Source organism: Endozoicomonas sp. ISHI1 (assembly GCF_024606225.1).
GTDB lineage: Bacteria > Pseudomonadota > Gammaproteobacteria > Pseudomonadales > Endozoicomonadaceae > Endozoicomonas_A.
In genome coordinates, this window is record NZ_JAGRPU010000029.1 from 24,629 (window position 1) to 49,558 (window position 24,930).

Below are 24,930 nucleotides of genomic sequence, written 5' to 3' on the forward strand. Positions count from 1 at the left end.
AACCAGATGACTCCGGTTGTATTCAGCCATAGACCGTGCTTCACACTCTTTTGGCTGGAGTACTTTTCATGGTAGATAAAAAGATATCCGAGCTATTGTTATGCCCTCTATTTCCCTGGACAAGAGTAAGATTCGATTCCTTCTTCTGGAAGGGGTTCATCAGTCTGCTGTGGAAGTGCTTGAAGCTTCCGGCTATACCAATATTGATTATGTATCCAAGTCCCTGCCGGAAGAAGAGCTGAAGCGCCGGATTTCCGAAGTACACTTTGTAGGCATTCGATCCCGAACCCAGCTGACAGAAGACGTCTTTGCTGCAGCCCGGAAGCTGATTGCTGTGGGTTGTTTCTGTATCGGTACCAATCAGGTGGAGCTGGATGCTGCTACCTCCCGGGGAATTCCGGTCTTTAATGCCCCTTATTCCAATACGCGCTCTGTCGCTGAGCTGGTTCTGGCTGAAGCCATTCTTCTTTTGCGAGGTGTACCTGAAAAGAATGCCGTTGCTCACCGGGGTGGCTGGCAGAAGAGTGCCGTCAATTCCTATGAGATTCGCGGCAAAAAGCTGGGTATTATTGGTTATGGCAGTATCGGAAGCCAGCTGAGTGTTTTGGCTGAATCCATGGGCATGGACGTTTATTATTACGATGTGGTAACCAAACTGTCCATCGGTAATGCCAGTCAGGTCGGCAGTCTGAATGATCTGCTGGCCATGTCTGATGTTGTCAGCCTGCACGTTCCTGAAACACCCGCCACTCAATGGATGTTTGGTGAAGTGCAGTTTGCGGCCATGAAAGAAGGTAGCGTTCTGATCAATGCTTCTCGTGGAACCGTTGTCGACATTCAGTCTCTGGCCTCAGCGATTGAAACAGGCAAGTTGCTGGGTGCTGCGATTGATGTTTTCCCGGAAGAGCCACGCTCTAACAATGACGAGTTTGTCAGCCCTCTGCGTGGACTGGATAATGTGATTTTGACGCCTCACGTGGGTGGCAGTACTCAGGAAGCGCAGGAAAATATCGGTCGTGAAGTTTCCGAGAAGTTTATTATGTACAGCGACAATGGTACAACCTTGTCGTCTGTGAACTTCCCCGAAGTGTCATTGCCTGGACATCCCGACAAGCATCGCATCCTGCACATTCACGAGAACATTCCCGGAGTGCTGGTAGCCATCAACAAGGTCTTCTCCCAGAACAACATCAACATCAGCGGTCAGTTCCTGCAAACCAATGAATCCGTCGGTTATGTGGTCATTGACGTAGATGCCGATCACAGTGAGATTGCACTGGAGAAGCTGAAAGAAATCGACGGTACCATTCGTTGCCGGGTTCTATACTGAGTCAGGCGCTCAAGCTCCAGTCAGAGATCTGACAGGAGCGATGGGGGGATCAGTCTCCGACCAGCACAGAGTCCAGAGCCAACACGATCATTTCGTCCAGGGAGGTCTGCCTGTCTTCAGGAGACAAGGCCTCGCCCTTACGAATATGATCACTGACAGTGCAGATTGCCAGACCTTTGGCACCAAACTCCGCACATACGCCATAAAGGCCTGCTGCTTCCATTTCAACGCCCAGGATGCCATGCTTTTCCATGGTGTCGAACATCTGAATATCCGGACTGTAAAAAAGATCCGAAGTGTAGATATTACCAACTTTTACCGGCATCCTTTTGTCACGGGCACTCTTGACGGCATTCTCCAGCAGACCAAAATCTGCAATAGCTGCGAAGTCGTGGTTATTAAATCGGATACGGTTCACTTTCGAGTCAGTGCTCGCCCCCATACCAATCACTATATCGCGCAGCTTCACATCGGAAGAGATTGCACCACAGGAACCAATGCGAATCAGCTTGTTCACACCGTATTCAGTGATCAGTTCCTTGTAGTAAATGGAGGCTGAAGGAATGCCCATCCCTGAACCCATTACTGATACACGACGATTCTTATATGTTCCGGTGTAACCAAACATATTACGAACATCGTTTACCCGTTCAGCGCCTTCCAGAAAGTTCTCGGCAATGTACCTGGCACGGAGTGGATCACCTGGCATCAGGCAGACATCGGCAAAAGCACCGGGTTTGGCATGAATATGAGGGGTCATTTTTTCCTCTCTAAAGCTTATCAAAAAGCGGGCCGTGCAGAGCACGCGTGTAAATAGTCAGCCCAGCTTATGACAAAAAACTGGTCCCATAGTCCATGGGCTCCAGATCAAAGAAACTGGCCAGACTCTGGCCGATATCTGCGAAGGTTTCCCGCCCACCCAGTGAAACCGGCGGCACCTTTTTGCCAAAGACCAGCACGGGTATATGTTCACGGGTATGGTCTGTACCGTGCCAGGTAGGATCGCAGCCATGATCAGCACTGATGATCAGCACATCGTCTTCCTGCATGGCGTTGAGCAGTCTCGGCATCATGGCGTCCAGTTCTTCCAGAGCACGGGCATAACCAGCCACATCACGACGATGGCCAAAGGATGAATCAAAATCAACAAAGTTGGTAAAGATCAGGGAACGATCTCCGGCCGACTCCAGAGCTTGCATGGTGGTTTCAAACAAAGCCGGAATGCCGGTCGCCTTGAACTTTTTGGTAATACCCTGATGAGCAAAAATATCAGCGATTTTTCCGACACTGAGCACTTCGCCACCACTGGCCACCAGCTTATCCAGCAGGGTGGGAGCAGGTGGTAAAACAGAGTAATCCCGTCGATTCCCTGTTCGCTGGAAGTCTCCGGCGTCATCACCCACGAAAGGACGGGCTATGACACGGCCAATATTATAGGGGTCAAGTAGCTCACGAGCGATTTCACAAAATTCATAAAGTCTTTCCAGACCAAAAGTCTCTTCATGGCAGGCAATCTGAAAAACGCTGTCGGTCGATGTGTAAACAATGGGCTTGCCAGTGCGCATGTGCTCTTCGCCCAGGTGTTCCAGAATGGTTGTCCCTGAAGCATGGCAATTACCTATAACACCGGGTATTCCGGATTTTTCGACCAGTTGATCCAGCAGTTCCTGTGGAAAACTGTTCTCCTTATCCTTGAAGTAGCCCCAGTCGAACAATACAGGAGCGCCCATCATTTCCCAGTGACCGCTGGGGGTGTCCTTACCACTGGAAATTTCTCTGGCGTAACCGTGGGCACCGATCAGCTTTACATCGGTGTTCATGCCGGCAGGAAAGGCCCCTGAGGAATCTTTAGCCGCGTGCAACAAACCAAGACTGGCAAATATTGGCAATTCAAGTACACCCCGTCGACCAATGTCTGCCTCGCCTTGTGAACAGGCCTTGGCGATGTGGCCAATCGTGTTTGAGCCTGCATCACCAAACTGATCGGCATCAGCGCTGGCGCCAACCCCGAACGAGTCCATCACCAGGACAATTGCTCGTTTCATGTGAGATACCCTACCAACTCCTTGCGAGTCCCTTAATTATTACTCAGAAAGATACAGAGCAGCACAGTGATTAATACCTAATCCAGAGAGAGTCAGGAAAGTAACTGAGCTGAATGCACTTTCACACGCTCACCCTATGCTCAATTGAGGAAGGCGCTTAAAATTGCGCACTTGTGCAATCCGGGGACTACCTTATCAGGGCATTCATAAACCAAAGAGGGCTGATGTTGATGAGTTACTCCATTTCTCGATTACCCGAAACGGTGAGACAATCGATATTCATCCATCGTGACAAAGCTATTCAGTGGGTTGCTGCTTCCCTCGGCCTCATCATAATGGCTTACCCCTGTTCAAAACTGCGGGCAGAAAATCTTCTGCCAACGCCAGAGGAGGAGATATTTGTTGAAGATAAAAGAACTAAGCAGTCTAACTTACTGGACGAGTATATTAACCATTATGATTATATAGGGGAAGACTCTCGATATTTTCTCAATTCGGTTGCAAGCCATCTTATATTTGCCATGAACCATGAAAATGAGCAAGGCGAAAAAAAGGAGCATTCAGAGGCATCGGAAGGTGCTGGAGCACAACTACCGCAGTCTTTAATGACAATTCCACTCCCGCCCATGACCCACGCAGAAGTCATTGCAACTATCCGGGAGTTAAATACAGGCATTGATCAAGAAACCTTAAACATTATGTTGAACTTCATCCCTGTAACCCCGCCCAATGAGAGCCTGACAATTGAAAGCATGCTTCGGAAATTGATACAAACTCACCGCATTTTGGACGATGATAGCCAGAAAATGATGGAAGTCGTACTACCTTCTATCCAGGGTACCCAATCTCCTGTCGATTTGACCAAACCAGAACAACGGCAAAGCCTTGCGATGTTGTTGTTGGCTTACTATACAGCCATCAATTCAAATGGAGTATCCCCTGAAACAGCTTATGACTTTTTTAACTCATTCCTGCTGCACGCCTCTGGCTTGTCTGGTATCGAGAGACTCCATGCTCAAAAAGGTGACCTTTTAGGTACAGATAAACCAATAGAAGATTACGAAATTTTAAAAGCGAATGTTAAAAAATCTGCTTCAGTTTTCGTTGGCCTCAGGTTGCTGGATGAAATGCGCATTAGGTTTTTGGAACAAATGGACGTTCGCTTAAAAGCTTCAGATTCCGAGACATCATTCGACGATTCAGTGCTAAAAAAAGCTTCCGGTCTACTCAACAATGGCCTTAATAAGAACGGAATACCGTTTTATCAGCGTAATATAAGATCCTATGAACGTATGCTAACGCTGATAGAAGAACATGGTGAAGGAAACCCGGAATTAATTGCTTCGAATAGTCAGTTCATGACTTTCATTCATGTCATAAGCATGATGCTTGATCCTTTCGATATACAATCCGCAAATGAAAATATTAACAATATGTCGAGCTATTTTAGCGCATCATATTGGAATCAAACCTTTATTGACTCTGAGGGCAAAGAACAGAAATTATTTGAAATATTTAAAAAGATATTAACTGCCGCAAAAGACAAGCCGGGAAATAGAAGTCCTGAATTATTTCAAGAATTACTTACAGCCATAAGAAAATACATAGCGCAAAGATTACATAAAATTTTCATTGCCTCAAATGATTACCAAGTCATAATGTTAACCTTAAGCTCAGGACTTACGGATCTGCTGGAGCAATCAGAAGCTATATTTGCAATGCTCCCAACGACTGACAACGATGCCGACGGGCAGGCTGATGAAGCCAAACACGACGAGGCTGCCGAGGGATCAGAAGAAAGAAAGCTTAGCAGTGAAGAGAAGAACAAATACCTGAAAGAACAAACAGAATCCTTGGAGGATTTCATCTATTGGTGCAGGTATTACTATGATTTTGCCATAAGATCTCCTTATAACTCTGACAGCAGTGAGTCCTGCGGTAGTGAATCTGACAGAGGTAATCTTGACGGAGTTCAATATTAATTTTTTTCCTGTTCTGTCAGGCCGAATACCAATAGTATGCTTCCCGGCAGGCTACTGACTCCGTGGCGGTAGCTTCGGCCGATCCATTCGTGACCCCTAACTTCAGTGGCAATAGCCGGATGCTCTGCAGCGTCCTGCATTGTTCGATTAAAGCCTGCATTCTGTCTGCCTCGTCCTGTCCAAAAGCTTTGAACCACGATTGAAGGGAACGAAGCTCTGAGCTCTTGGTAATGCCTTAGAAAACGGAGCCGGCTGCGCGATCAGGCTGGGACCGGCTTTCGCTTAAAATTGAGCACTGCTGCAATACATGGACTACTTTGTCAGGACATTTGTAAACTGATGAGAGCAGATGTGGATGAATAACTTCTTATCTCGCTTGCCTGAAACACCAAAACGATCAATGTTTTGCCATCTTGGCAAGCCTAATCAGTCGCTTGCTGCTTCCCTCGGCCTCATCATGATGGTTTGCCCCTGTTCAGAATTACTGGCAAAAAATGGTTTATTAACGCCAGTGGAGGAGAGGCTTGTTTTAGAAAAAACAACAAAAGAGTCCAGCTTTCTGGACGATTTGATTAATCACAATACCTACGTAGGGAATATCCCTACTATAGCTCTCAACACGAATGCGACCAACCTTGTCTTTGCTATGAACCATGAAAACGAACAAGGACAAAGAACGGATGAGCATTCAGAAGAATCGGAAGGCGCTGGAGCACAAATACCACGGCCTTTATCGACAATTCCGCTCCCGCCCATGACCCACGCAGAAGTGAGTGACATTATCCGGGAATTGAATACAGGCATTGATCAAGAAACCTTAGACACTCTGTTGAACTTCGTTCCGGTCACCCCCCCCGATGAGAGCCTGACAATTGATGGCATGCTTGTGAAATTGATGCAAACTCTTCGCATTCCGGTTGATTGTCACATGATAACAATGCATTTAGTCCTATCGTCCATTGAGGGTACCACAACGCCAGTCGATATGGGCCAACCAAACCAAAAACAGAGCCTTGCACTCTTGATGTTGGCTTACTATACGGCCATCAATTCAGAGAAGCTACCCCATAAAATGGCTTATGAATTTTTTCTATCATTCCTACTGCACGCCTGTGACTTGTCTGGTATCGAAAAACTCCATACTATAAAAGGTGACCTTTTAGGCACAGACAAACCCACAGAAGATCAAGACGTTTTAAAAGAAAATGTTAGAAAATCAGCAATAATCTTCGCTGGACTAAGAAAGCAGGAAGAAATGCGCGTTTATTTTTTTTTGAAACAAATCAAAAATACTTCAGAAGCTGAAGAATCCGAGACAAAAGTCCAGAATCCAGTGTTAGAAAAAGTATCCAATCTACTCAACCGTGGTGTTAATAAGATCGGACTACCACTTTATGAGCGTAATATAAAATCAGCTAAACGAATGCTAAAGGTGTTAGAATTAACAGGATTTGGTAAAAAAAAATCACAATTGGTTGCCTCTAATAACCTGTTCATTAATTTAATTGATGCCATAAGCATGACTCTTGATCCTTACGTTATACAGTTTGCAAAAACACTCATTGACAATATGTCGAGTTATTTTACTGCATCTAATTGGGATCAAACCATTACTGATTCTGAAGGCAAAGAACAAAAATTATTTCAAGTATTCCAAAAGTTAATAACCGACGCAAAAGAAAACCCGGGGAATGAAAATCCTGAATTATTTCAACAATTACTTCTGGCTCTGGAAAAATACATAGAGCAACAATTACAAAAAACGTTTACTGAAAAAAATGATTACGAGTTCATAATGGTAACCCTCGGCACAGGATTTCAGGCCCTCTTAGAACAATCAAGGAAAGTTCTGTTAATGCTTGACCGAAGTATTGACGCCAGTGCCAATGAGCAGGCTGATGGAGCTAAACATGGCGAGGCAGCACGGGGAGAGCTCAGCGAAGAAGAGAAGAAGAGAAAACACCTGGGACAACGGATAAATTACTTGCAAGATTTCGTGGATTGGTTTGGATCTCACTATGGTTTTGCCGTGAACTCTCATTATGACACTGACAGCAGTGACTCTGACAGCAGCGACTCTGACAGCAGTGACTCTGACAGCAGCGACTCTGATAGCAGTGACTCTCAGAGCAATGATATTGACAGAGGTAGTCCTGAAGAAATGAATCCTCCTGTCCTTTCAAACCAACTGCTACCGGCGAACTGCTGGCTCGAAGACGTTACTGTTTAAGGCCGTTCCATTTGTGCCCCATAACGTCATTGGCAGTAGCCGGTTCTGCGCTGTTCGAATGCCACTCCCGGGTTTAAGTCCAGATTGTAACTGCCTTGCCTTGTGCACAGGCCTTGAACCTTGGAACTCCAAGCTCTCGGCAATTCCTGCGCTTAGAAAACGGGGTTGCCTGAGCGATCAGGCTGAGTTTGAAGATGCTTAAAATTGGGCACTTCTGCAATCTGTGGACTACTTTATCAGGGCATCCATAAATTAAAAAAGGCAGATGTTGATGAATAACTCCGCTTCCCGATTATCAGCAACCGCAAAGCAATCGATCTTTTTCCATCGTAACATGGCTAATCAGTCGGTTGCCGCTTCCCTTGGCCTCATCATGATGGCTTGCCCCTGCTCAGAACTACTGGCAAAAAATGGTTTATCAACACCATCGGTGGAGAGGCTTGTTTTAGAAAAACCAACAAAAGAGTCCAGCTTTCTGGACGATTTGATTAATCACAATGCTTACGTAGGGAATATCCCTACTTTAGTTCTCAACCCGAATGCGACCAACCTTGTCTTTGCCATGAACTATGAAAATGAGCAAGGCGAAAAAAAGGATGAAAATTCAACAGAACCGGAGGGAGCTACAGCACAGCCGCTGCAATCTTTAATCGAAATTCCTCTCCCCGTGATGCTCCATGGGGTAATTTCCGAAATTATCCGTGCCATAACTACAGATATTAATACAAACCACATTAATATGATGTTGGAGGAAATTCCGGAAACCCCTCCCGAACATGCCCGATCAATTGCAAGCATGATTGATCATTTGATAAAAACTCTTGGCATAACGCTCAACGAAAACCAAAATGCGTTGATTAGTGTTCTGTATGATATTCAGGGCGCCGAATCTCCTGTCGATATAAGCAAACCACAACAACGAGAGAGCCTCGCGATGTTGTTGATGAGTTACTATACAGCCCTCAAGTCAAATGGGTCATCCCCTCAAATGGCTAATGTTTTTTTTAACTCATTCCTGCTTCATGCTGTCGGCTTGTCTGGTATAGGGAGGCTCCATGCCACAAGGGGTAACCTTTTGGGTATAAAAGAACCCATCGAAGATCCCGAACTTTTAAAAGGTAATGTTAAAGAATCCAAAAATGTCTTTTCTGCCCTGAAAATACTCGAAGAAGCGCGCCTTGATTTTTTGCAACAACTGAATTTTTACTCAGAAGACGAAAGATCCAGCGCATCACCCGATCCACTGTTGGCAGCTGCTACCAGCCTTCTCAACTATGGTGTTGAGAAGAACGGGATACCGCTATATAAGCGCAACATAAAATCACATAAACGAATGTTAAAGCTAATAGAATCATATGGTGAAAACAATCCTAAGTTAGTTGCCTCTAACAATCAATTTATGACTTTGATTCATGCCATAAGCATGCTGCTTGATCCTTCCGTTATACAGTTCACAGATTCACATATTGAAAACCTGTTAAGTTATTTTAGAAAATCAAAGTGGTTAGAAACCGACACTGACTCTTCAGACACAACAAGCAAAGAACAGAGGTTATTTGAAGCATTCAAGAAAGTATCAGAAGATGCAAAATACAATGATGGAAATGAAGGTCCTGAATTATTTGGAGAATTACTTCAAGCTCTGAAAGACTTCATAGAGAAACAATTACAAATAGCTTTTACTGAGGCAGATGATTACCAAGTGATAATGGTAACCCTCGGCACAGGATTAGCGAGCCTGCATGAACAATCAAATGATATGTTGGAAATATTTGATAGGCAGATTGACGCAGCCAAAGATGAAAAAGCAGCAGAAGGCCAAGAAGGAGAAGAGCTTAGTAAATATGAGAAGAAGGCACGACACCTGAGAGAACGGATAAGCCACTTGCGAGAATTCGTCGAATGGTTCGGGTCTAACTATGAATTTGCTATGAACAGCCCTCATGAAAGTGGCAGTAGTGAGTCTGAAAGCAATGATGTGGGCAGTACTGATGCTGACAGAGGTAGTGATTCCAACAGAGGTGATGCTGACGGAGTTGATGCTGACGGAGTTGAAGATGACAGGGTTGAAGCTGACAGGGTTGAAGTTAATGGAGTTGAAGTTAATGGAGTTGAAGTTAATGGAGTTGAAGTTAATGGAGTTGAAGTTAACACGATCCCTGCTGACAGAGATGAAGCTGACAGGGGTAATCCTGACGGTGTTTAGTTTGGATACTTTTCCAGTTTTTTCAGACCGGGGCTATCAGGAAATTTGTGCAGATTCAGTTGTAGCATTGCGGTCGAAGTTTTGATGAGGTCAGCAACGGCTTCAATGCAGATATCGCCTGCTCGATAAATCAGGGTTGCCGGGTTCTTGAGTATTACGGTCACAGAGGCGTGGCAGGCGAAACTACCTTATTCAGGGCATTCAAATTCAACAAGGCAGGCGACGATGAGTCATCCCATAGGTCGATTACTAATAGCATCAAAGCCATCAATATTTTTCCATCGTTACAAGGCTAATCATTTGGTTACTGCTTCCCTTGGCTTCATCGTGCTGGCTTGCCCCTGTTCAAAACTGTTGGCAGGAAATCCTTTTTCAACGCCAGTGGCGGCAGAATTTGCTGGAATAAAAACGACAAAAGAGCCTGGCTGCCTGGACGATTTGATTAACCATAATGCTTACATAAGACAAATCCCTCCTTTTGTTTTCAACCCAAATACGACCCATTTTATCTTTGCCATGAATCATGAAAATGAACGAGGCGAAAAAAAGGATGAGTATTCAGAAGAACCGGAGGGGGCTGAAGCACAGCAGCTTAAGCCCTTAATGGAAATTCCGCTCCCGCCAATGAACCATGCACAAATTACTGCCATTATCCAAGGGCTGAATACTGGCTTTGATGAAGACACCCTGAACACTATGTTGAGCTACATTCCGGTAACCCTGCCCGATGAGAGCCTGACCATTGCAAGCATGATCAAGAAAGTGCAACAAGCTCTCCATGTTGAGGCTGACAATAACCAGAACGCAATGATAGAAGTTCTAACGAATATCGTGGGTACCGAATCTCCTGTCGATATGACTAAACCAGAGGATCAACTGAGCCTGGTGATTTTGATGATGAGTTACTACACAGCCATCCATTCAAATGGAGCCACCCCTCAAGTGGCTCATGCTTTTTTTGACTCATTCCTGTTTCACGCCACTGATTTTTCTGGTATCAAGAGACTTCATGCCAGAAAAGCTGGCCTTTTAGGTACAATAGCATCAATAAAAGATCACGAAATTTTAAAAGCAAATATTAAAGAATCTGCTTCAGTCTTCTCTGGCCTGAAGTTGTTGGGAGAAATGCGCCTTAAGATTTTGCAACAATTGGACAATCTACCAGAAGCTGAAATTTCTGAGGCATTAGTAGACCCCATGTTATTAACCGCTTCCTCTTTGCTCAACTATGGGATTGATAAGAACCTAACACCGCTTTATCAGCATGATATAAAATCAGCCGAACAAATTTTAATGCTCATACAAGAGTATGTTGAGAAAAATCCTGAATCAGTTGCCTCTAATATTAAGTTCATGAGTTTTCTATATTCTTCAAGCCTGATTCTTGGTTCTTTCATTAAAAAAATGGTACTTACACAAGGTGACAACATGTCGATTAATTTTAGCAATTCAGATGTTTTAGCTGAGGCTGATCCCGTTATTGACGCTATCGACACGGTGTTTAAAAAACTAACATTAAGTGCAATATCCGAAGAAGTACGAACCGACTCAAAAAAAAACACTGGAAATGAAAACCCTGAATTATTTCGAAAATGGCTTCTAGCCTTAGAAAATCACATATCGACACAATTACAAAAAACGTTTATTGATAAAAATGACTACACACTCGAAATGTTATCTATCTGCTCAACATTTGACTTACTGGAGAGCTACACTACGAAAGCAATGTATCGGCTAACTACTGACAACAACGCCAATGAGCAGGCTGATGGAGCCAAACAAAACAAAACAGCAAAGGGTCAAGAAGGAAAAGAGTTTAGCAACGAAGAGAAAAAGAAGAAGATAAAGCATCTGAAAGCACGGAAAAAATGCTTGGATGATTTCGAAGATTGGTTCAAGACTAACTTTGATTATTCTGTAGACACGCTTTATGGCTCTGAGAATGTTGAGGCCGTCAGAGCTAGTTTTGACGCTAGTTTTGACTATTGACGGTGTTTATTTTTAATCTTCTTCCTGTTCTTTCAGAATAATCGCCACCAACAGCTTCAAAACCCACGTTCTGATCGCCGCGGTCGCGAAAGGCTTATAAGGAAAATCCCCCTCTTTATTCTCAACCCAAATACAACCCACTTTATCTTCTCCATGAACCACGAAAATGAGCAAGGCGAAAAAATGATTGAGGATTCAGAAGAATCGGAAGGAGCTGAAGCACTCCTGCCTCAGCCTTTAATCGAATTTCCGCTCCCGCTAGTCAATGCCACAAGAAACGAAACCGCCAGACGTGTTCAGGCTATCGGTCTTCCTACCACCTTTGCTACTGGCGGTAGAACCAAGTTCAACCGCACTCAGCAAGGATACAAGAAAGAGCAATGGATAGATGCCGCCTGTTTAGGAGAGTCAGGAGCCAGCATATACATACCAGAAAGCACAAAACCCTTAATCATTAAGGCTATGGGTCGTGGATCGAGGCAAATGTGCAGAGTGGACAAGTACGGATTTCCCCGTACAAAGGCTAAAGGCTCAAAACAAGTAAAAGGGTTTCAGACTGGCGATATCGTCAAAGCTATCGTTCCGGCAGGTAAACGGCAAGGAACGTATACAGGACGGGTTGCGGTACGCAGTCGAGGAAGTTTCAACATAGCAAATGGAACGGGAACAATAACCGACATATCCTACAAACACTGTAAGAAAATTCAGTCTACGGATGGTTACGGGTACAGCTTGTCCTAACGGGCAAGTCTATTTTCCCCACCGCACTTACGGTGTCCACAAATCGAGGCAAAACGATGGCTTAAAACGTAACGTGCAAATTCAGTAATAGCATTGACTGGTGCTTAAAATTCGGCACTGCTGCAGTCCATGTACTAGTTTATGTGCACATTCATAAAATAGAGAAGGCAGGTGTCGATGAGTCATTCCATTTTTCGATTACCTAAAACAGCAAAGCGGTCGATATTTTTCCATCGTGACAAGGCTAGTCAGTTGTTTGCTGCTACTCTTGGCTTTATCACTACGGCTTGCCCCTGTTCAAAACCGATGGCAGAAAATCTCTTACCAACACCAGATGAGGAGATATTTGTCAGAGATGAAGAGACAAAAGAGTCCAGCTTACTGGGCGATCTCATTAACCATAATGCTTATATTGGGATAATCCCCCCTTTTAGTCTCGACCCGAATTCGACCAGCGTTATCTTCGCCATGAACCATGAAAATGAGCAAGGCGCAAAAAAGGATGAGAATTCAAAAGAATCGGAAGGAGCCGAAGGAGGACAACCGCAGTCTTTAATGACGATTCCGCTTCCGCCAATGAGCCATGCAGAAGTGAGTGACATTATCCTGAAGTTAAATACAAGCATTGAGGCAAGCACTTTAAACACTATGTTGAGCTACGTCCCTGAAACACTCCCCAACGAGAGCCTGACCATCGAAAGCATGATTGAGCAAGTACAACAAATTTTCGGTGTTGTGGCCAACAACAACCAGAAAGCAATGATAGAAGTTTTATCTCATATCCGGGGGATCGAATCTCCTGTCAATTTGACCAGACCACAACAAAAACAGAACCTTGCGATGTTGATAGTGGCTTACTACACAGCCATCAATTTAAGTAAATTATCCACTCAAGAGGCTAATGACCTTTTCAACTCATTCCTGCTTCACGCCACGGTCTTGTCTGGTATCGAGAGACTCCGTATCGAAAATGATGAACTTTTAGGTCTGGAAAAATCAATAGATAAACCCACAGAAGATCACAAAGTGCTAAAAGCAACTATTAAAAAATCTGCTGCCGTCATCTATGGCCTGAAATCGCTGCAAGAAATGCGACTTTATTTTTTGCAACAATTGGAGAATGACTTAGCAGCTGAAAAGTCCGACACACCTGTCGATCCAAAACTGAAAGCCACTTTATCTCTGCTCAACTATGGCATTTATAAGAACGGAATACCGCATTCTCATCGTAATATAGAATCAGCTCAACGAATGCTCTGCCTACTAGAACATAATGGTAAAAAAAATCCTGAGTTAGCAGCCTTAAATATTCAGATCTTAACTTTTATTGATGCCATAAGCCTGATTCTTGATCCTGCCGTTATACAATTCGAAAGTAAACATATTGACAACCTGTCGAGTTATTTTAGCGCATTAAATTCAGATGATCCCACTACCGACTCTTCAGAGACAAGAGACAAACAACAGTCATTATTTGAAATATTCAAAAAGGCACTAACCGACGCAAAAACCAACCCGGGAAATGAAAATCCTGAATTATTTCAAGAATTACTTATAACCTTACAAAAACACATAGAACAGCAATTACTAAAAATTCATGATAATTCAAATGATTACACAACCATAATGCTAACCCTCACCACAGGATTTCAGGATCTGCTGAAACAATCACGCATTATGTTGGCAATGCTTGAGACAACTGTTGAGACCAATGCCAACGATCAGGCTGATGACGCTAAATCCAGCGAGCCAGCAGATGGACAAGAGAGAAAAGAGTTCAGAGAGAAAAAGCAGAAGATCAAACACCTGGAAGAACGAGTAGAATACTTGGTTGATTTCTTCGATTGGTTCTATGATTTTGCCACGAAGTATCCTTATGACTCTGACACTATTGATCCTGACAGATATATTCCTGAAAGTCTTGACGGAGTTTATTTTTAATCTTCTTCCTGTTCTTTCTGACCTGGCCACCAGCAGCGGCTTCACAGCAAACGGCAGGCTCTGAAACGGTAGTGATTTCGGTAGGTCATTTAGCCCCTGCAAATTCGGTGCTGCTGCAACCCATAGACTACTTTTTAACACAGCATCCATAAACCCTTGAAGGCAGGTGTAGATGAGTCATTCCATTGCTCGATTACCTAAAACAGCAAAGCAATCGATATTTTTCCATCGTGATAGCGCCAATCAGTCGGTTGCTGCTTCCCTCTGCATCATCATAATGGCTTGCCCCTGTTCAACACTTCTGGCAGACAATCTTTTTTCAACACCAGTGGAAGAGGGATTTGTTAGAGAAAAAACGACAAAAGAGTTCAGCTTCCTGAATGATTTGATTAATCATAATGCTTATATAGGAAAAATCCCTACTTATGATCTCAACCCGAATACGAGCAGTCTTATCTTTGCCATGAACCATGAAAATGAGCAAGACGTGAAGAAGGATAAGCATTCAGAAGAATCGGAGGGAGCTGAAGCACGGCAGTTACAACCATTAATGGAAATTCCGCTCCCGCCAATGAACCATGCACAAATGACCGCCATTATCCAGGGGTTGAATGCAGGCTTTGATGAAGTCACCCTAAACACTATGCTGAGCTACATCCCGGTAACCCCCCCCGATGAGAACCTGACAATTGCAAACATGATTCAGCAAGTGATACAAGCCCTCGGCTATACACTCGACAATAGCCAAAGTTTGATGATAGCAGTTCTAACTGACATCCGAGGCACCGAATCACCTGTCGATATTACCAAAACAGAAGATCAACACAACCTCGCGATGTTGATGGTGAGTTACTATATCGCCATCCATTCAAATGAAGCCACCCCTCAAGAGGCCCATTTCTTTTTTAACTCATTCCTGCTTCACGCCGCCGGCTTCTCTGGTATCGACAGACTTGACACCAAAAAAGATGAGCTTTTAGGTGTAAAAGAACCTATAAATGATCGCACAGTTTTAAAAGAAAATATTAAAAAATCTGCCAGATTGTTCGATGGCCTGAGATTGCTGGGAGAAATGCGCCTTACTTTTTTATACATATCGGAGCAATACTCAAAATTTAAAAAGACCAGGGAATCAATTAATCCACTGATAACAGCCGCATTCTCTCTTCTCAACAAAGACGTTAGCAAGAGCAAAAAAATTCTTTATCATAATAAATCTCACTCAGCTCAAACAATGTCCAGGCTGATAAAAAAATATGGTGAAATAAAACCTGAATTAGTTGCCTCGAATAATCAGTTTTTGAGTTTAATTGATGCTATATGTCTGATTCTTGATCCTTACTCTATACAACTCGCAAATACACACATTGACAATCTGGCGACTTACTTTAGCGCATCCAACTGGGATGACACTATTACTCACTCTTCAGAGATAAAAGACAAAGAACAGACATTATTTGGAACATTCAAAAAGGTATTAACCGACGCAAACGACAACCCGGGAAATGAAAATCCTGAATTATTTCGTGAATTACTTCTAGCCCTACAAAAATACATAGAGCAACAGTTACAAAAAACTTTCAATGATTTTAAGGATTGCCAAGTCATATTCGAAAGCCTCTTCACAGGATTTGAAGATCTGCTGAGGCAATCACGCATTATGTTGGCAATGCCCGAGTCAACTCTTGAGCCAGATGTCAACGAACATGCTGATGGACCCAACCTTGGCGAGGCAATAAAGGATCAGGAAGGAAAAGATTTCAGCGAAAAAGAGAAGAAGAAAAAACACCTTGAAGAACGGATAGAACACTTGGTTGAGTTCCTCGATTTTCTCTATGATTTTTCTATAGAGAATATTGACAACATGGACCCTGATAGTCTTTATCCTGCCGCCTGTTATGTTCTTCCTCCCAGCCTTGACGAAGCACTTGAGGACAAATATTACTACTAATTTTCTTCCTGTTCTTCAGGATCGGGTACCACTAGCAGCCTGTCGGACTTAAGCGTCCGTAGCGAGGATTGCAAGAAATTGAGGATAAAAATTTCTGCTTCTGAGGAGAATAGCGAGCTATTTGACGAAGAAGCAGGAATTTTTAGACCAATTTATTGCAACCGCAGTAGGACAGCCTTAAGTCCGACAGGCTGCTAGCAGGCTTCCCGACAAACTGCTGGCTTCAAAGCGGCAATTGCCCGATGTGCGCAGTGTCTTATGCTGCCAGATTAGCACTAGCGGGTTTAAAGCCAATATTCTGCTTGTCACTGTCGCAACTGACTATCTGCATGTTGCCTGCAGACTCAGGAGTAGCGCTAAACGCACTTCCCCGGTTGAGGTTTTTATGAAGTCAGCACCGGCTTCAATGCAGATATCGTTGGCTCAACGAATCATAATCAGGTGATAAGGCTGAGTCTCACTGATACTTAAAATTCGGCACTCCTGCAATCCATGGGCTAGTTTATCTGAGCATTCATAAACTGGATAAGGTAGATGCTGATGACACACTCCATTGCTCAATTACCTACAGCAACAAAGCAATCGATATTTTTCCAACGTAACAAGGCTCATCAGTCGGTTGCTGCTTCCCTTGGCCTCATCATGATGGTTTGTCCCTGCTCTAAACTGCTGGCCAAAAACCCTTTCTCAATGCCTGTGGAGGAGATATTTACTGAAGATAAAACGACAAAAACGTCTAGCTTTCTGGACGATTTGATTAACCACAATGTTTATTTAGGAACCCCCCCTCCTTTTACCCTCAACCCGAATACGACACATCTCATCTTTGCTTTAAATCATGAAAATGAACGAGACGAAAAAATGGATGTGCATACAGAAGAACCACAGGGCGCTGAAGCACTGCAGCCTCAGCCTTTAATGCAAATCCCGCTCCCATTGATAACCCATGCACAAATTACTGCCAATATCCAACAGTTGAATACAGGCCTGAATGGAGACGCTCTGATCCTGAATACTATGTTGAGTTACGTCCCGGTTACTCTCCCCAATGAGAGCCTGACAATTCTGAGTATGATTCAACAAGTGAAAAAAGCACTCCATGTTGAGTCTGACGAAAACCAGAATGTGTTACTAGGCGTTCTCATTAACATCCAGGGTACTGAATCTCCTGTCGATATCACCAGGCCAGAAGATCAACAGAGCCTCGCGATGTTGATGGTGAGTTACTATACAGCCATCCACTGCAAGGGAGCCCACCCACAAGCCGCTTATTGGTTTTTTCACTCATTCCTGCTTCACGCCGCTAGCTTGTCTGGTATCGACAGACTCGATGCAAAAAAAGTTGAGCTTTTAGGTGCAAAAACACCTATAGAAGATCACAAAATTTTAAAAGCAAATATCGAAGAATCTAATAAATGCTTCATTGGCCTGAAAGTGCTGGAAAAAATGCGCCTTATATTTTTGAGCGAATCGGAAAAACCCTCGCAAGCTGAAAAATACACGCCATCAGCCGACCCACTGCTAATTGCCGCTTTCTCCCTGCTCAACTATGACATTAATCAAAAAAAAATACCGATTTATCAGCGTAATATAAAATCTGCTAAACGAATGTCCAGTCTGATAAAAGAATATCGTAACACAAAACCTGAATTAGTTGCCTCGTGTAGTCAGTTTGTGAGTCTCATTAATGCCATAAGCCTGATGCTTGATCCTTTCTCTATACAACTCGCAAATACACATCTTGACAACCTATCGAGTTATTTTAGTCTATCAAATTGGTTAGACACCAATACTGACTCTTCAGGCATAAAAGGCAAAGAACAGGCATTATTTGGAATATTCGAAAAGGTATTAAAAGACGCAAGAGACAATCCTGGAAATGAAAAGCCTGAATTATTTCAAGAGTTGCTTCTAACCCTGGAACAGTACATAGAGAAACAATTACCAAAAGCTTTTATTGAAGAAGATTACTACGTCATAATGGTAGTTCTGGGCACAGAATTTTCGGATCTGCTGGAACAATCCGTCAAAACGCTGGCATATCTGGCAACGAATGACACTGTTGCTAATCAGCAGGCCGATGGAGCCAATTACGACGAGACAGTGGAACAAGAAGGAAAAGAGTTCAGCGAAGAAAAGAAGAAGAAAAAATACCTGAAAGAACGGATAGACTACTTGGAAGATTTCGTCGGTTGGTTCGGGCTTAACTATGATTTTGCTATGAATAATCCTTGTGACTCTGACAGTAGTGACTATCGCTATAGTCACCATAACAATATTGATTATGGCAGTGGAGACTCCAACAGCACTGACTCTGGCAGTAGTCACCGTAACAGTATTGACTATGGCAGCGGTGACTCTGACAGCAGTGACTCCGGTGGTAGCCACCGTAACAGTATCGATTATGGCAGTATCGACTATGGCAGTGGCGACTCTGAAAGTAGTGATGCTGTCATGGGTGACACTGAAAGTAGTGATACTGACAGACCCGATAATGACAGAGAGTAGTCTTGACGGAGTTTATTTTTAGTCTCCTTCCTGTTCTCTCAAAGTAAGCGCCATCAGCACACTTCTCCGCAAACTGCTGGCCAGACGCATTGCCGGGAGGTCAGACTGAGTCTGGCTGGTGCAGAAAAGTGAGCACTGCTGCAATCCATGGTCTAGTTTATCAGGGCATTTATAAACTGGAGAAAGCCTATGTGGATGAGTAACTCCGTGGCTCAATTGCACAAAACAGCAAAGCAACCGATATGTTTCCATCGTGACAAGACGAATCAGTTGTTTGCTACTTTCCTTGGCCTCGGCATGATGGCTTTCCCTGCTTCAAAACTGCTGGCAGCCAATCCTTTTTTAACACCAATTGCAGAGGAATTTTTTGTCGATAAAACGACAAAAGCGTCTGGTTTTCTGGACGATTTGATTAACCATAATGCTTATATGGGGAACATCCCTCCCTTTGCTCTCAACCCGAATGCGACCCATCTTATCTTTGCCATGAATCACGAAAATGAGTTAGGCAAAAAAGTGGATGAGCATTCAGAAGAATCGGCAGGAGCAGCAGCACAGCAGCCGCGGCCTTTAATTGAAATTCCGCTCCCGCTATTGGACCATGACTGTATTTATGACATTCTCCAAGTGGTGGATACAGGCCTTGATGCAGACACTTTAAGGACTATATTGAGCCATGTTCCGGAAATCCTTCCCAAAGAGAGCCTGACCATTGCAAACATGATTCAGCAATTGATAAAGACGCTCCACCTCACAGTTAATGAAGACGAGAATGATTTGATGGCAATTCTATATTCTGTCCAGGGTATAGAATCACCTATCGATACCTACTTTCCAGACCAAAAAATAAACCTCGTGATATTCATGGCAAGTTACTATGCAGCCATTCATTCAAATGGAGCCACCCCTGAAGCAGCTCATTTCTTTTTTAACTCATTCCTGCTTAAAGCTATCTTCTTGTCTTGTATCGGGATACTTCATAACAACAAAGGTGAGCTTCTAGGCAATAAAGAGCCCATAAAAGATCACGAAGTTTTAAAAGCAAATGTTAAAGAATCTGTTTCCGTCATCTCTACTATAAAATATTTGAAAGAAATTAACATCAGGCATATACAACAATTGGATAATACCTTAAAGGCTGAAAAGTCCGAGACATTAATCGATCCAATTATAAAAGCCGCTTCCGCTCTTCTCAACTGTGCCTTTGATGTGAACTCAATACCGTATCATCAGCGGAATATTAAATCAGATGAGCGAATGTTAGTGCTAATAAAAGAATATGGTGAAAAAAACCCTGAATTAGTTGCTTCAATCAATCAGTTCGAGAATCTCATTAATTCTATATACATGTTTCTTGATCCTTTCCTTATAGAATCAGCAGGTGGACACCTTCGCAATTTCTCGAGTTATTTTAGAAAATCAAACTGGGATGATACCGTTACTAACTCTACAAACAAAAAAGGCAAAGAACAGAAATTATTTGCAATATTCGAAGAGGTAATAAATGACGCAATACACAACGTGGGAAATGAAGACCCTCACATATTTCAAGAATTACTTATAGCCCTGTCAAATTACATAGAACAACAATTACAAAAAACATTTCCTGATGCAAATGAATACCAAGTCATAATGGTAACCCTCGGTACAGGATTTGTCGGCCTGCTGGAACAATCACAGACTACCTTGGCAAGGTATGAACAAACTATTGGTAGCGATATCAATCAGCCGTCTAACAGAGCCCAACATGACGAGGCAGCAAAGGGACAAGAAGGAAAAGAACTTAGCAAAGTACAAAGGAAGAGAAAACTTATGAAAGAACGCATAAAATACTTGAGTGATTTCGTCGATTGGTTCAGGAGTCACTATGATTTTGCTATTAAAGCGCCTTATGACTCAGACAGTGATGACCCTAATAGTAGTCGCGACAGTAACGATGCTGCCATGGAGTAGCCTTGACGGAGCTTATCTTTAACTTATTCCCGTTCTTTCAGACCGATGGCCAGCAGCAGGTTTCCCAACAAACATGCTGCCCCAATGCAATGCTGGGTGATCAGACTGAGTCTGGCTGGTGCAAAAAAGTGAGCACTGCTGCAATCCATGGTCTAGTTTATCAGGGCATTTATAAACTGGAGAAAGCCTATGTGGATGAGTAACTCCGTGGCTCAATTGCACAAAACAGCAAAGCAACCGATATGTTTCCATCGTGACAAGACGAATCAGTTGTTTGCAACTTTCCTTGGCCTCAGCATGATGGCTTGCCCCTGTTCAAAGCTGCTGGCAGCCAATCCTTTTTCAACGCCCATGGAGGAGATATTTGTTATCGATAAAACGACAAAAGCGTCTGGTTTTCTGGACGATTTGATTAACCATAATGCTTATATGGGGAACATCCCTCCCTTTGCTCTCAACCCGAATACGACCCACCTTATCTTTGCCATGAATCACGAAAATGAGCGAGACAAAAAAGTGGATGAGCATTCAGGAGAATCGGCAGGAGCTTCAGCACAGCAGACGCAGCCTTTAATTGAAATTCCGCTCCCGCTAGAGCTAGTGGACCATGCCTGTATGTCTAGCGTTCTCTATGCGTTGTATGATGGCCTTGATGAAGACACCATAGGGACTATATTGAGCTACATTCCGGAATACTCTCCCAAAGATAAGCTGACCATTGCAGACATGATTCAGCAACTGATAAAAACACTCCACATTACGCTTAATGAAAACCAGAATGATTTGATGGCAATTCTATATTCTCTGCGGGGTACCGAATCACCTTTTCATATCCCTGAACTGGGCCTCGCGGCCTTGATGGCAAGTTACTATGCAGCCATCCATTCAAATGGAGCCTCTCCTGAAGCAGCACATTTCTTCTTTAACTCATTCCTGCTTAACGCCATAGAGTTATCTGATATCTGGGAACTCGGTCAAAAAAAATTTGAACTTTTAGGTACAATAGAACCCATCAAAGATCATGAAGTTTTAAAAACAAATGTTAAAGAATATGCGTCAGCCATCTCCAGACTGAATTTTTTTAGAAAAATCTATGTTAGGCAAATGCAACAATTGGATATTTCTTTAAAAACTGAAAAGCCCGAGACACCAACCGATCCAATGATAAAAGCCGCTACCACTCTGCTCACCCATGGCATTTATACGAACGTAATACCTTGTTATCAGCGACATATCAAATCAGACGAGCGAATGTTAGTGTTAATAAAAGAATATGGTGAAAAAAAACCTGAATTAGTTGCCTCAAACAATCAGTTCGTGAATCTAATTAATACAATAAACAGAATTCTTGATCCTTTCTCGATAATATTTGCAGAAAGATCTGTTAAGAATCTCTCGAGTTACTTTAGCAAATCAAACTGGGATGATACTGTAACCAGCTCTACAAACAGAAAAGACAAAGAACAGAAATTATTTGAAATGTTCGAAAAGGTATTAAATGATGCAGAATACAATCCTGGAAATGGAAACCCTCAATTATTTCAAGAATTGCTTACAACCCTGTCAAATTACATAGAACAACAATTACAAAAAACTTTCCCTGATGCAAATGATTACCGAGCCATAATGGTAACCCTCGGCACAGGATTTGCCGACCTGCTGGAACAATCACAAACTATTTTGGCAATGCCTGAACCAACTATTGGTGCCGATGTCTATCAGCAGGCTGATGGAGCCCAACATGACAAAGCAGCGAAGGAACAAGAAGGAAAAGAGCTTAACGAAGAACAAGAGATAAAGAGAAAACACCTGAAAGAACGAATAAAATACTTGAGTGATTTCGTCGATTGGTTCAGGAATCACTATGAGTTTGCTATGAAAGCTCCTTATGACTCTGACAGTGATAACCCTAACAGTAGTGACTATGACAGTAACGATGCTGGCATGAGCTAGCCTTGACGGAGTTTCTTTTTAATCTTCCTCCTGTTTAGTGGCACTGTTCTCTCAGACCAAGTGCCACCGGTAGGCTCCCCAACAGCCTGCCCAAGGCCAAGGATCAGACTGGTGTCTGACTGGCGCTGAAAATTAAGCACTGCTGCAATCCATGGTCTAGTTTATCAGGGTATTTATAAACTGTAGAAAGCTTATGTTGATGAGTAACTTCATGGCTCAATTGCCCAAAACAGCAGAGCAACCAATAGGTTTCCATCATGACAAAACGAATCAGTTGTTTGCTACTTTCCTTGGCCTCAGCATGATGGCTTGCCCCAGTTCAAAATTGCTGGCAGCCAATCCTTTTTCAACACCAGTGGCAGAGGAATTTTTTGTCGATAAAACGACAAAAGCGTCTGGTTTTCTGGACGATTTGATTAACCATAATGCTTATATGGGGAACATCCCTCCCTTTGCTCTCAGCCCGAATACGACCCATCTTATCTTTGCCATGAATCACGAAAATGAGTTAGGCAAAAAAGTGGATGAGCATTCAGAAGAATCGGAAGGAGCCACAGCACAGCAGACGCGGCCTTTAATTGAAATTCCGCTCCCGCTAGAGCTAGTGGACCATGACTGTATGTCTAGCGTTCTCTATGAGTTGTATGATGGCCTTGGTGCAGACACCATAGGGACTATATTGGGCTACATTCCGGAATACTCTCCCAAAGAGAACCTGACCATTGCAGACATGATTCAGCAACTGATAAAAACACTCCACCTTACGCTTAATGAAGACCAGAATGATTTGATGGCAATTCTATATTCTCTGCGGGGTACCGAATCACCTTTTCATATCCCTGAACTAGGCCTCGCTGCCTTGATGGCAAGTTACTATGCAGCCATCCATTCAAATGAAGCCTCTCCTGAAGCAGCACATTTCTTCTTTAACTCATTTCTGCTTAACGTCATAGAGTTGTCTGATATCTGGGAACTCCGTCAAAAAAAATTTGAACTTTTAGGTACAATAGAACCCATCAAAGATCATGAAGTTTTAAAAGCAAATGTTAAAGAATCCTCTTCAGTCATCTCTAGCCTGAATTTTTTTATGAAAATGAGCATAAGGCATATACAACAATTGAATAATCCCTTAAAAACTGAAAAATCCGAGACACCCATCGATCCAATGATAAAAGCCGCTACCACTTTGCTCAACTATAGCGTTGATAGGGACGCAATACCGATTTATCAGCGGGGTATGAAATCAGGTGAGCGAATGTTAGCGCTAATAAAAGAATACGGTGAAAAAAAACCTGAATTAGTTGCCTCAAACTTTCAGTTCGCGCGACTCACTACTATCATATATATGATTCTTGATCCTTTCTTTATAAAATTGTCAAAAGAAAAAATTGACAATATCTCGAGTTACTTTAGCAAGTCAAATTGGGATGATACCGTTACTAACGCTACAAACAGAAAAGGCAAAGGGCAGAAATTATTTGCAATATTCGAAGAGGTATTAAATGATGCAGAATACAACCCTGGAAATGAAAACCCTCAATTATTTCAAGAATCACTTATAACCCTGTCAAATTACATAGAGCAACAATTACAAAAAACTTTTCCTGATACAAATGATTACCAGGTCATAATGGTCACCCTCGGTACAGGAGTTTCTGACCTGCTGGAACAATCACAGACTATTTTAGCAATGCTTGAACCAACTACTGGCGCCGATACCAATCAGAACGCTGATGGATCCCAACAAGACAAGGCAACAAAGGGAAAAGAAGGAAAAGAGCTGAACGAAGAACAAGAGATGGAGAGAAAACACCTGAAAGAACGCATAAAATACTTGAGTGATTTCGTCGATTGGTTCAGGAGTCACTATGAGTTTGCTATGAAAGCTCCTTATGACTCTGACAGTGATAACCCTAACAGTAGTCACTATGGACAGTAACGATGCTGGCATGAGCTAGCCTTGACGGAGTTTCTTTTTAATCTTCCTCCTGTTTAGTGGCACTGTTCTCTCAGACCAACTGCCACCGGTAGGCTCCCCAACAGCCTGCCCTGGGCCAGGGGATCAGACTGGTGTCTGGCTGGCGCTGAAAATTAAGCACTG

16 protein-coding genes are annotated in these 24,930 nt (G+C 43.1%); 13 read left to right on the forward strand and 3 right to left on the reverse strand.

Features of this window, described 5'->3' with window-relative positions:
* Positions 1-100 precede the first annotated feature (100 nt).
* Entirely contained in the window at positions 101-1,330 is a 1,230-nt protein-coding gene (gene serA, locus KBW69_RS17130; protein WP_257254940.1) for a phosphoglycerate dehydrogenase, read from the forward strand.
* A gap of 49 nt (positions 1,331-1,379) precedes the next feature.
* On the opposite strand, the gene deoD is transcribed toward serA, so the two are convergent.
* Together deoD and KBW69_RS17140 are read right to left on the reverse strand one after the other, a co-directional pair.
* A complete protein-coding gene (deoD, locus tag KBW69_RS17135) occupies positions 1,380-2,090 on the reverse strand; it encodes a purine-nucleoside phosphorylase (RefSeq protein WP_257254938.1) in 711 nt (236 codons plus the stop codon).
* 67 nt (positions 2,091-2,157) lie between these two features.
* Positions 2,158-3,375, reverse strand: a complete 1,218-nt coding sequence (locus KBW69_RS17140; protein WP_257281640.1) for a phosphopentomutase — start codon at positions 3,373-3,375, stop codon at positions 2,158-2,160.
* A gap of 230 nt (positions 3,376-3,605) precedes the next feature.
* Between KBW69_RS17140 and KBW69_RS17145 the strand changes: the two genes are divergently transcribed.
* From KBW69_RS17145 to KBW69_RS17155, 3 genes are all read left to right on the forward strand, one after another.
* Positions 3,606-5,357, forward strand: a complete 1,752-nt coding sequence (locus KBW69_RS17145; protein WP_257254936.1) for a hypothetical protein — start codon at positions 3,606-3,608, stop codon at positions 5,355-5,357.
* 355 nt (positions 5,358-5,712) lie between these two features.
* Positions 5,713-7,587, forward strand: a complete 1,875-nt coding sequence (locus KBW69_RS17150) for a hypothetical protein (protein WP_257281641.1) — start codon at positions 5,713-5,715, stop codon at positions 7,585-7,587.
* Positions 7,588-7,858: 271 nt separating this feature from the next.
* Entirely contained in the window at positions 7,859-9,793 is a 1,935-nt protein-coding gene (locus KBW69_RS17155; protein WP_257281642.1) for a hypothetical protein, read from the forward strand.
* On the opposite strand, the gene KBW69_RS17160 is transcribed toward KBW69_RS17155, so the two are convergent.
* On the reverse strand, positions 9,790-9,957 hold the full coding sequence (locus tag KBW69_RS17160; protein ID WP_257254396.1) for a hypothetical protein: 168 nt from the start codon (positions 9,955-9,957) through the stop codon (positions 9,790-9,792). The two genes, KBW69_RS17155 and KBW69_RS17160, sit on opposite strands and share 4 nt — an antisense overlap.
* 61 nt (positions 9,958-10,018) lie before the next feature.
* Here KBW69_RS17160 and KBW69_RS17165 point away from each other — a divergent pair, with 61 nt between their 5' ends.
* From KBW69_RS17165 to KBW69_RS17205, 9 genes are all read left to right on the forward strand, one after another.
* On the forward strand, positions 10,019-11,782 hold the full coding sequence (locus KBW69_RS17165; protein WP_257281643.1) for a hypothetical protein: 1,764 nt from the start codon (positions 10,019-10,021) through the stop codon (positions 11,780-11,782).
* 183 nt (positions 11,783-11,965) lie between these two features.
* Positions 11,966-12,523 (forward strand): hypothetical protein, encoded by a 558-nt coding sequence (locus KBW69_RS17170; protein WP_257254398.1) that lies wholly within the window; start codon positions 11,966-11,968, stop codon positions 12,521-12,523.
* A 177-nt stretch (positions 12,524-12,700) separates the two neighbouring features.
* Positions 12,701-14,464, forward strand: coding sequence for a hypothetical protein (locus KBW69_RS17175; protein WP_257281644.1), 1,764 nt, complete (start codon positions 12,701-12,703; stop codon positions 14,462-14,464).
* Positions 14,465-14,636: 172 nt separating this feature from the next.
* Complete coding sequence (locus KBW69_RS17180; RefSeq protein ID WP_257281645.1) at positions 14,637-16,415, forward strand: hypothetical protein; 1,779 nt, start codon at positions 14,637-14,639, stop codon at positions 16,413-16,415.
* A 540-nt stretch (positions 16,416-16,955) separates the two neighbouring features.
* On the forward strand, positions 16,956-18,923 hold the full coding sequence (locus KBW69_RS17185) for a hypothetical protein (protein WP_257252614.1): 1,968 nt from the start codon (positions 16,956-16,958) through the stop codon (positions 18,921-18,923).
* A gap of 195 nt (positions 18,924-19,118) precedes the next feature.
* The gene (locus tag KBW69_RS17190) at positions 19,119-20,876 is read left to right on the forward strand and encodes a hypothetical protein (RefSeq protein WP_257281646.1); all 1,758 of its coding nucleotides are present in this window, start codon (positions 19,119-19,121) and stop codon (positions 20,874-20,876) included.
* Positions 20,877-20,878: 2 nt separating this feature from the next.
* Positions 20,879-21,079: a hypothetical protein gene (locus KBW69_RS17195; protein ID WP_257281647.1), complete on the forward strand. Its 201-nt coding sequence runs from the start codon at positions 20,879-20,881 to the stop codon at positions 21,077-21,079.
* Complete coding sequence (locus tag KBW69_RS17200) at positions 21,072-22,829, forward strand: hypothetical protein (protein ID WP_257281648.1); 1,758 nt, start codon at positions 21,072-21,074, stop codon at positions 22,827-22,829. The genes KBW69_RS17195 and KBW69_RS17200 overlap by 8 nt, the downstream gene beginning before the upstream one ends.
* 211 nt (positions 22,830-23,040) lie before the next feature.
* Positions 23,041-24,768 (forward strand): hypothetical protein, encoded by a 1,728-nt coding sequence (locus KBW69_RS17205; protein ID WP_257281649.1) that lies wholly within the window; start codon positions 23,041-23,043, stop codon positions 24,766-24,768.
* Positions 24,769-24,930 lie beyond the last annotated feature (162 nt).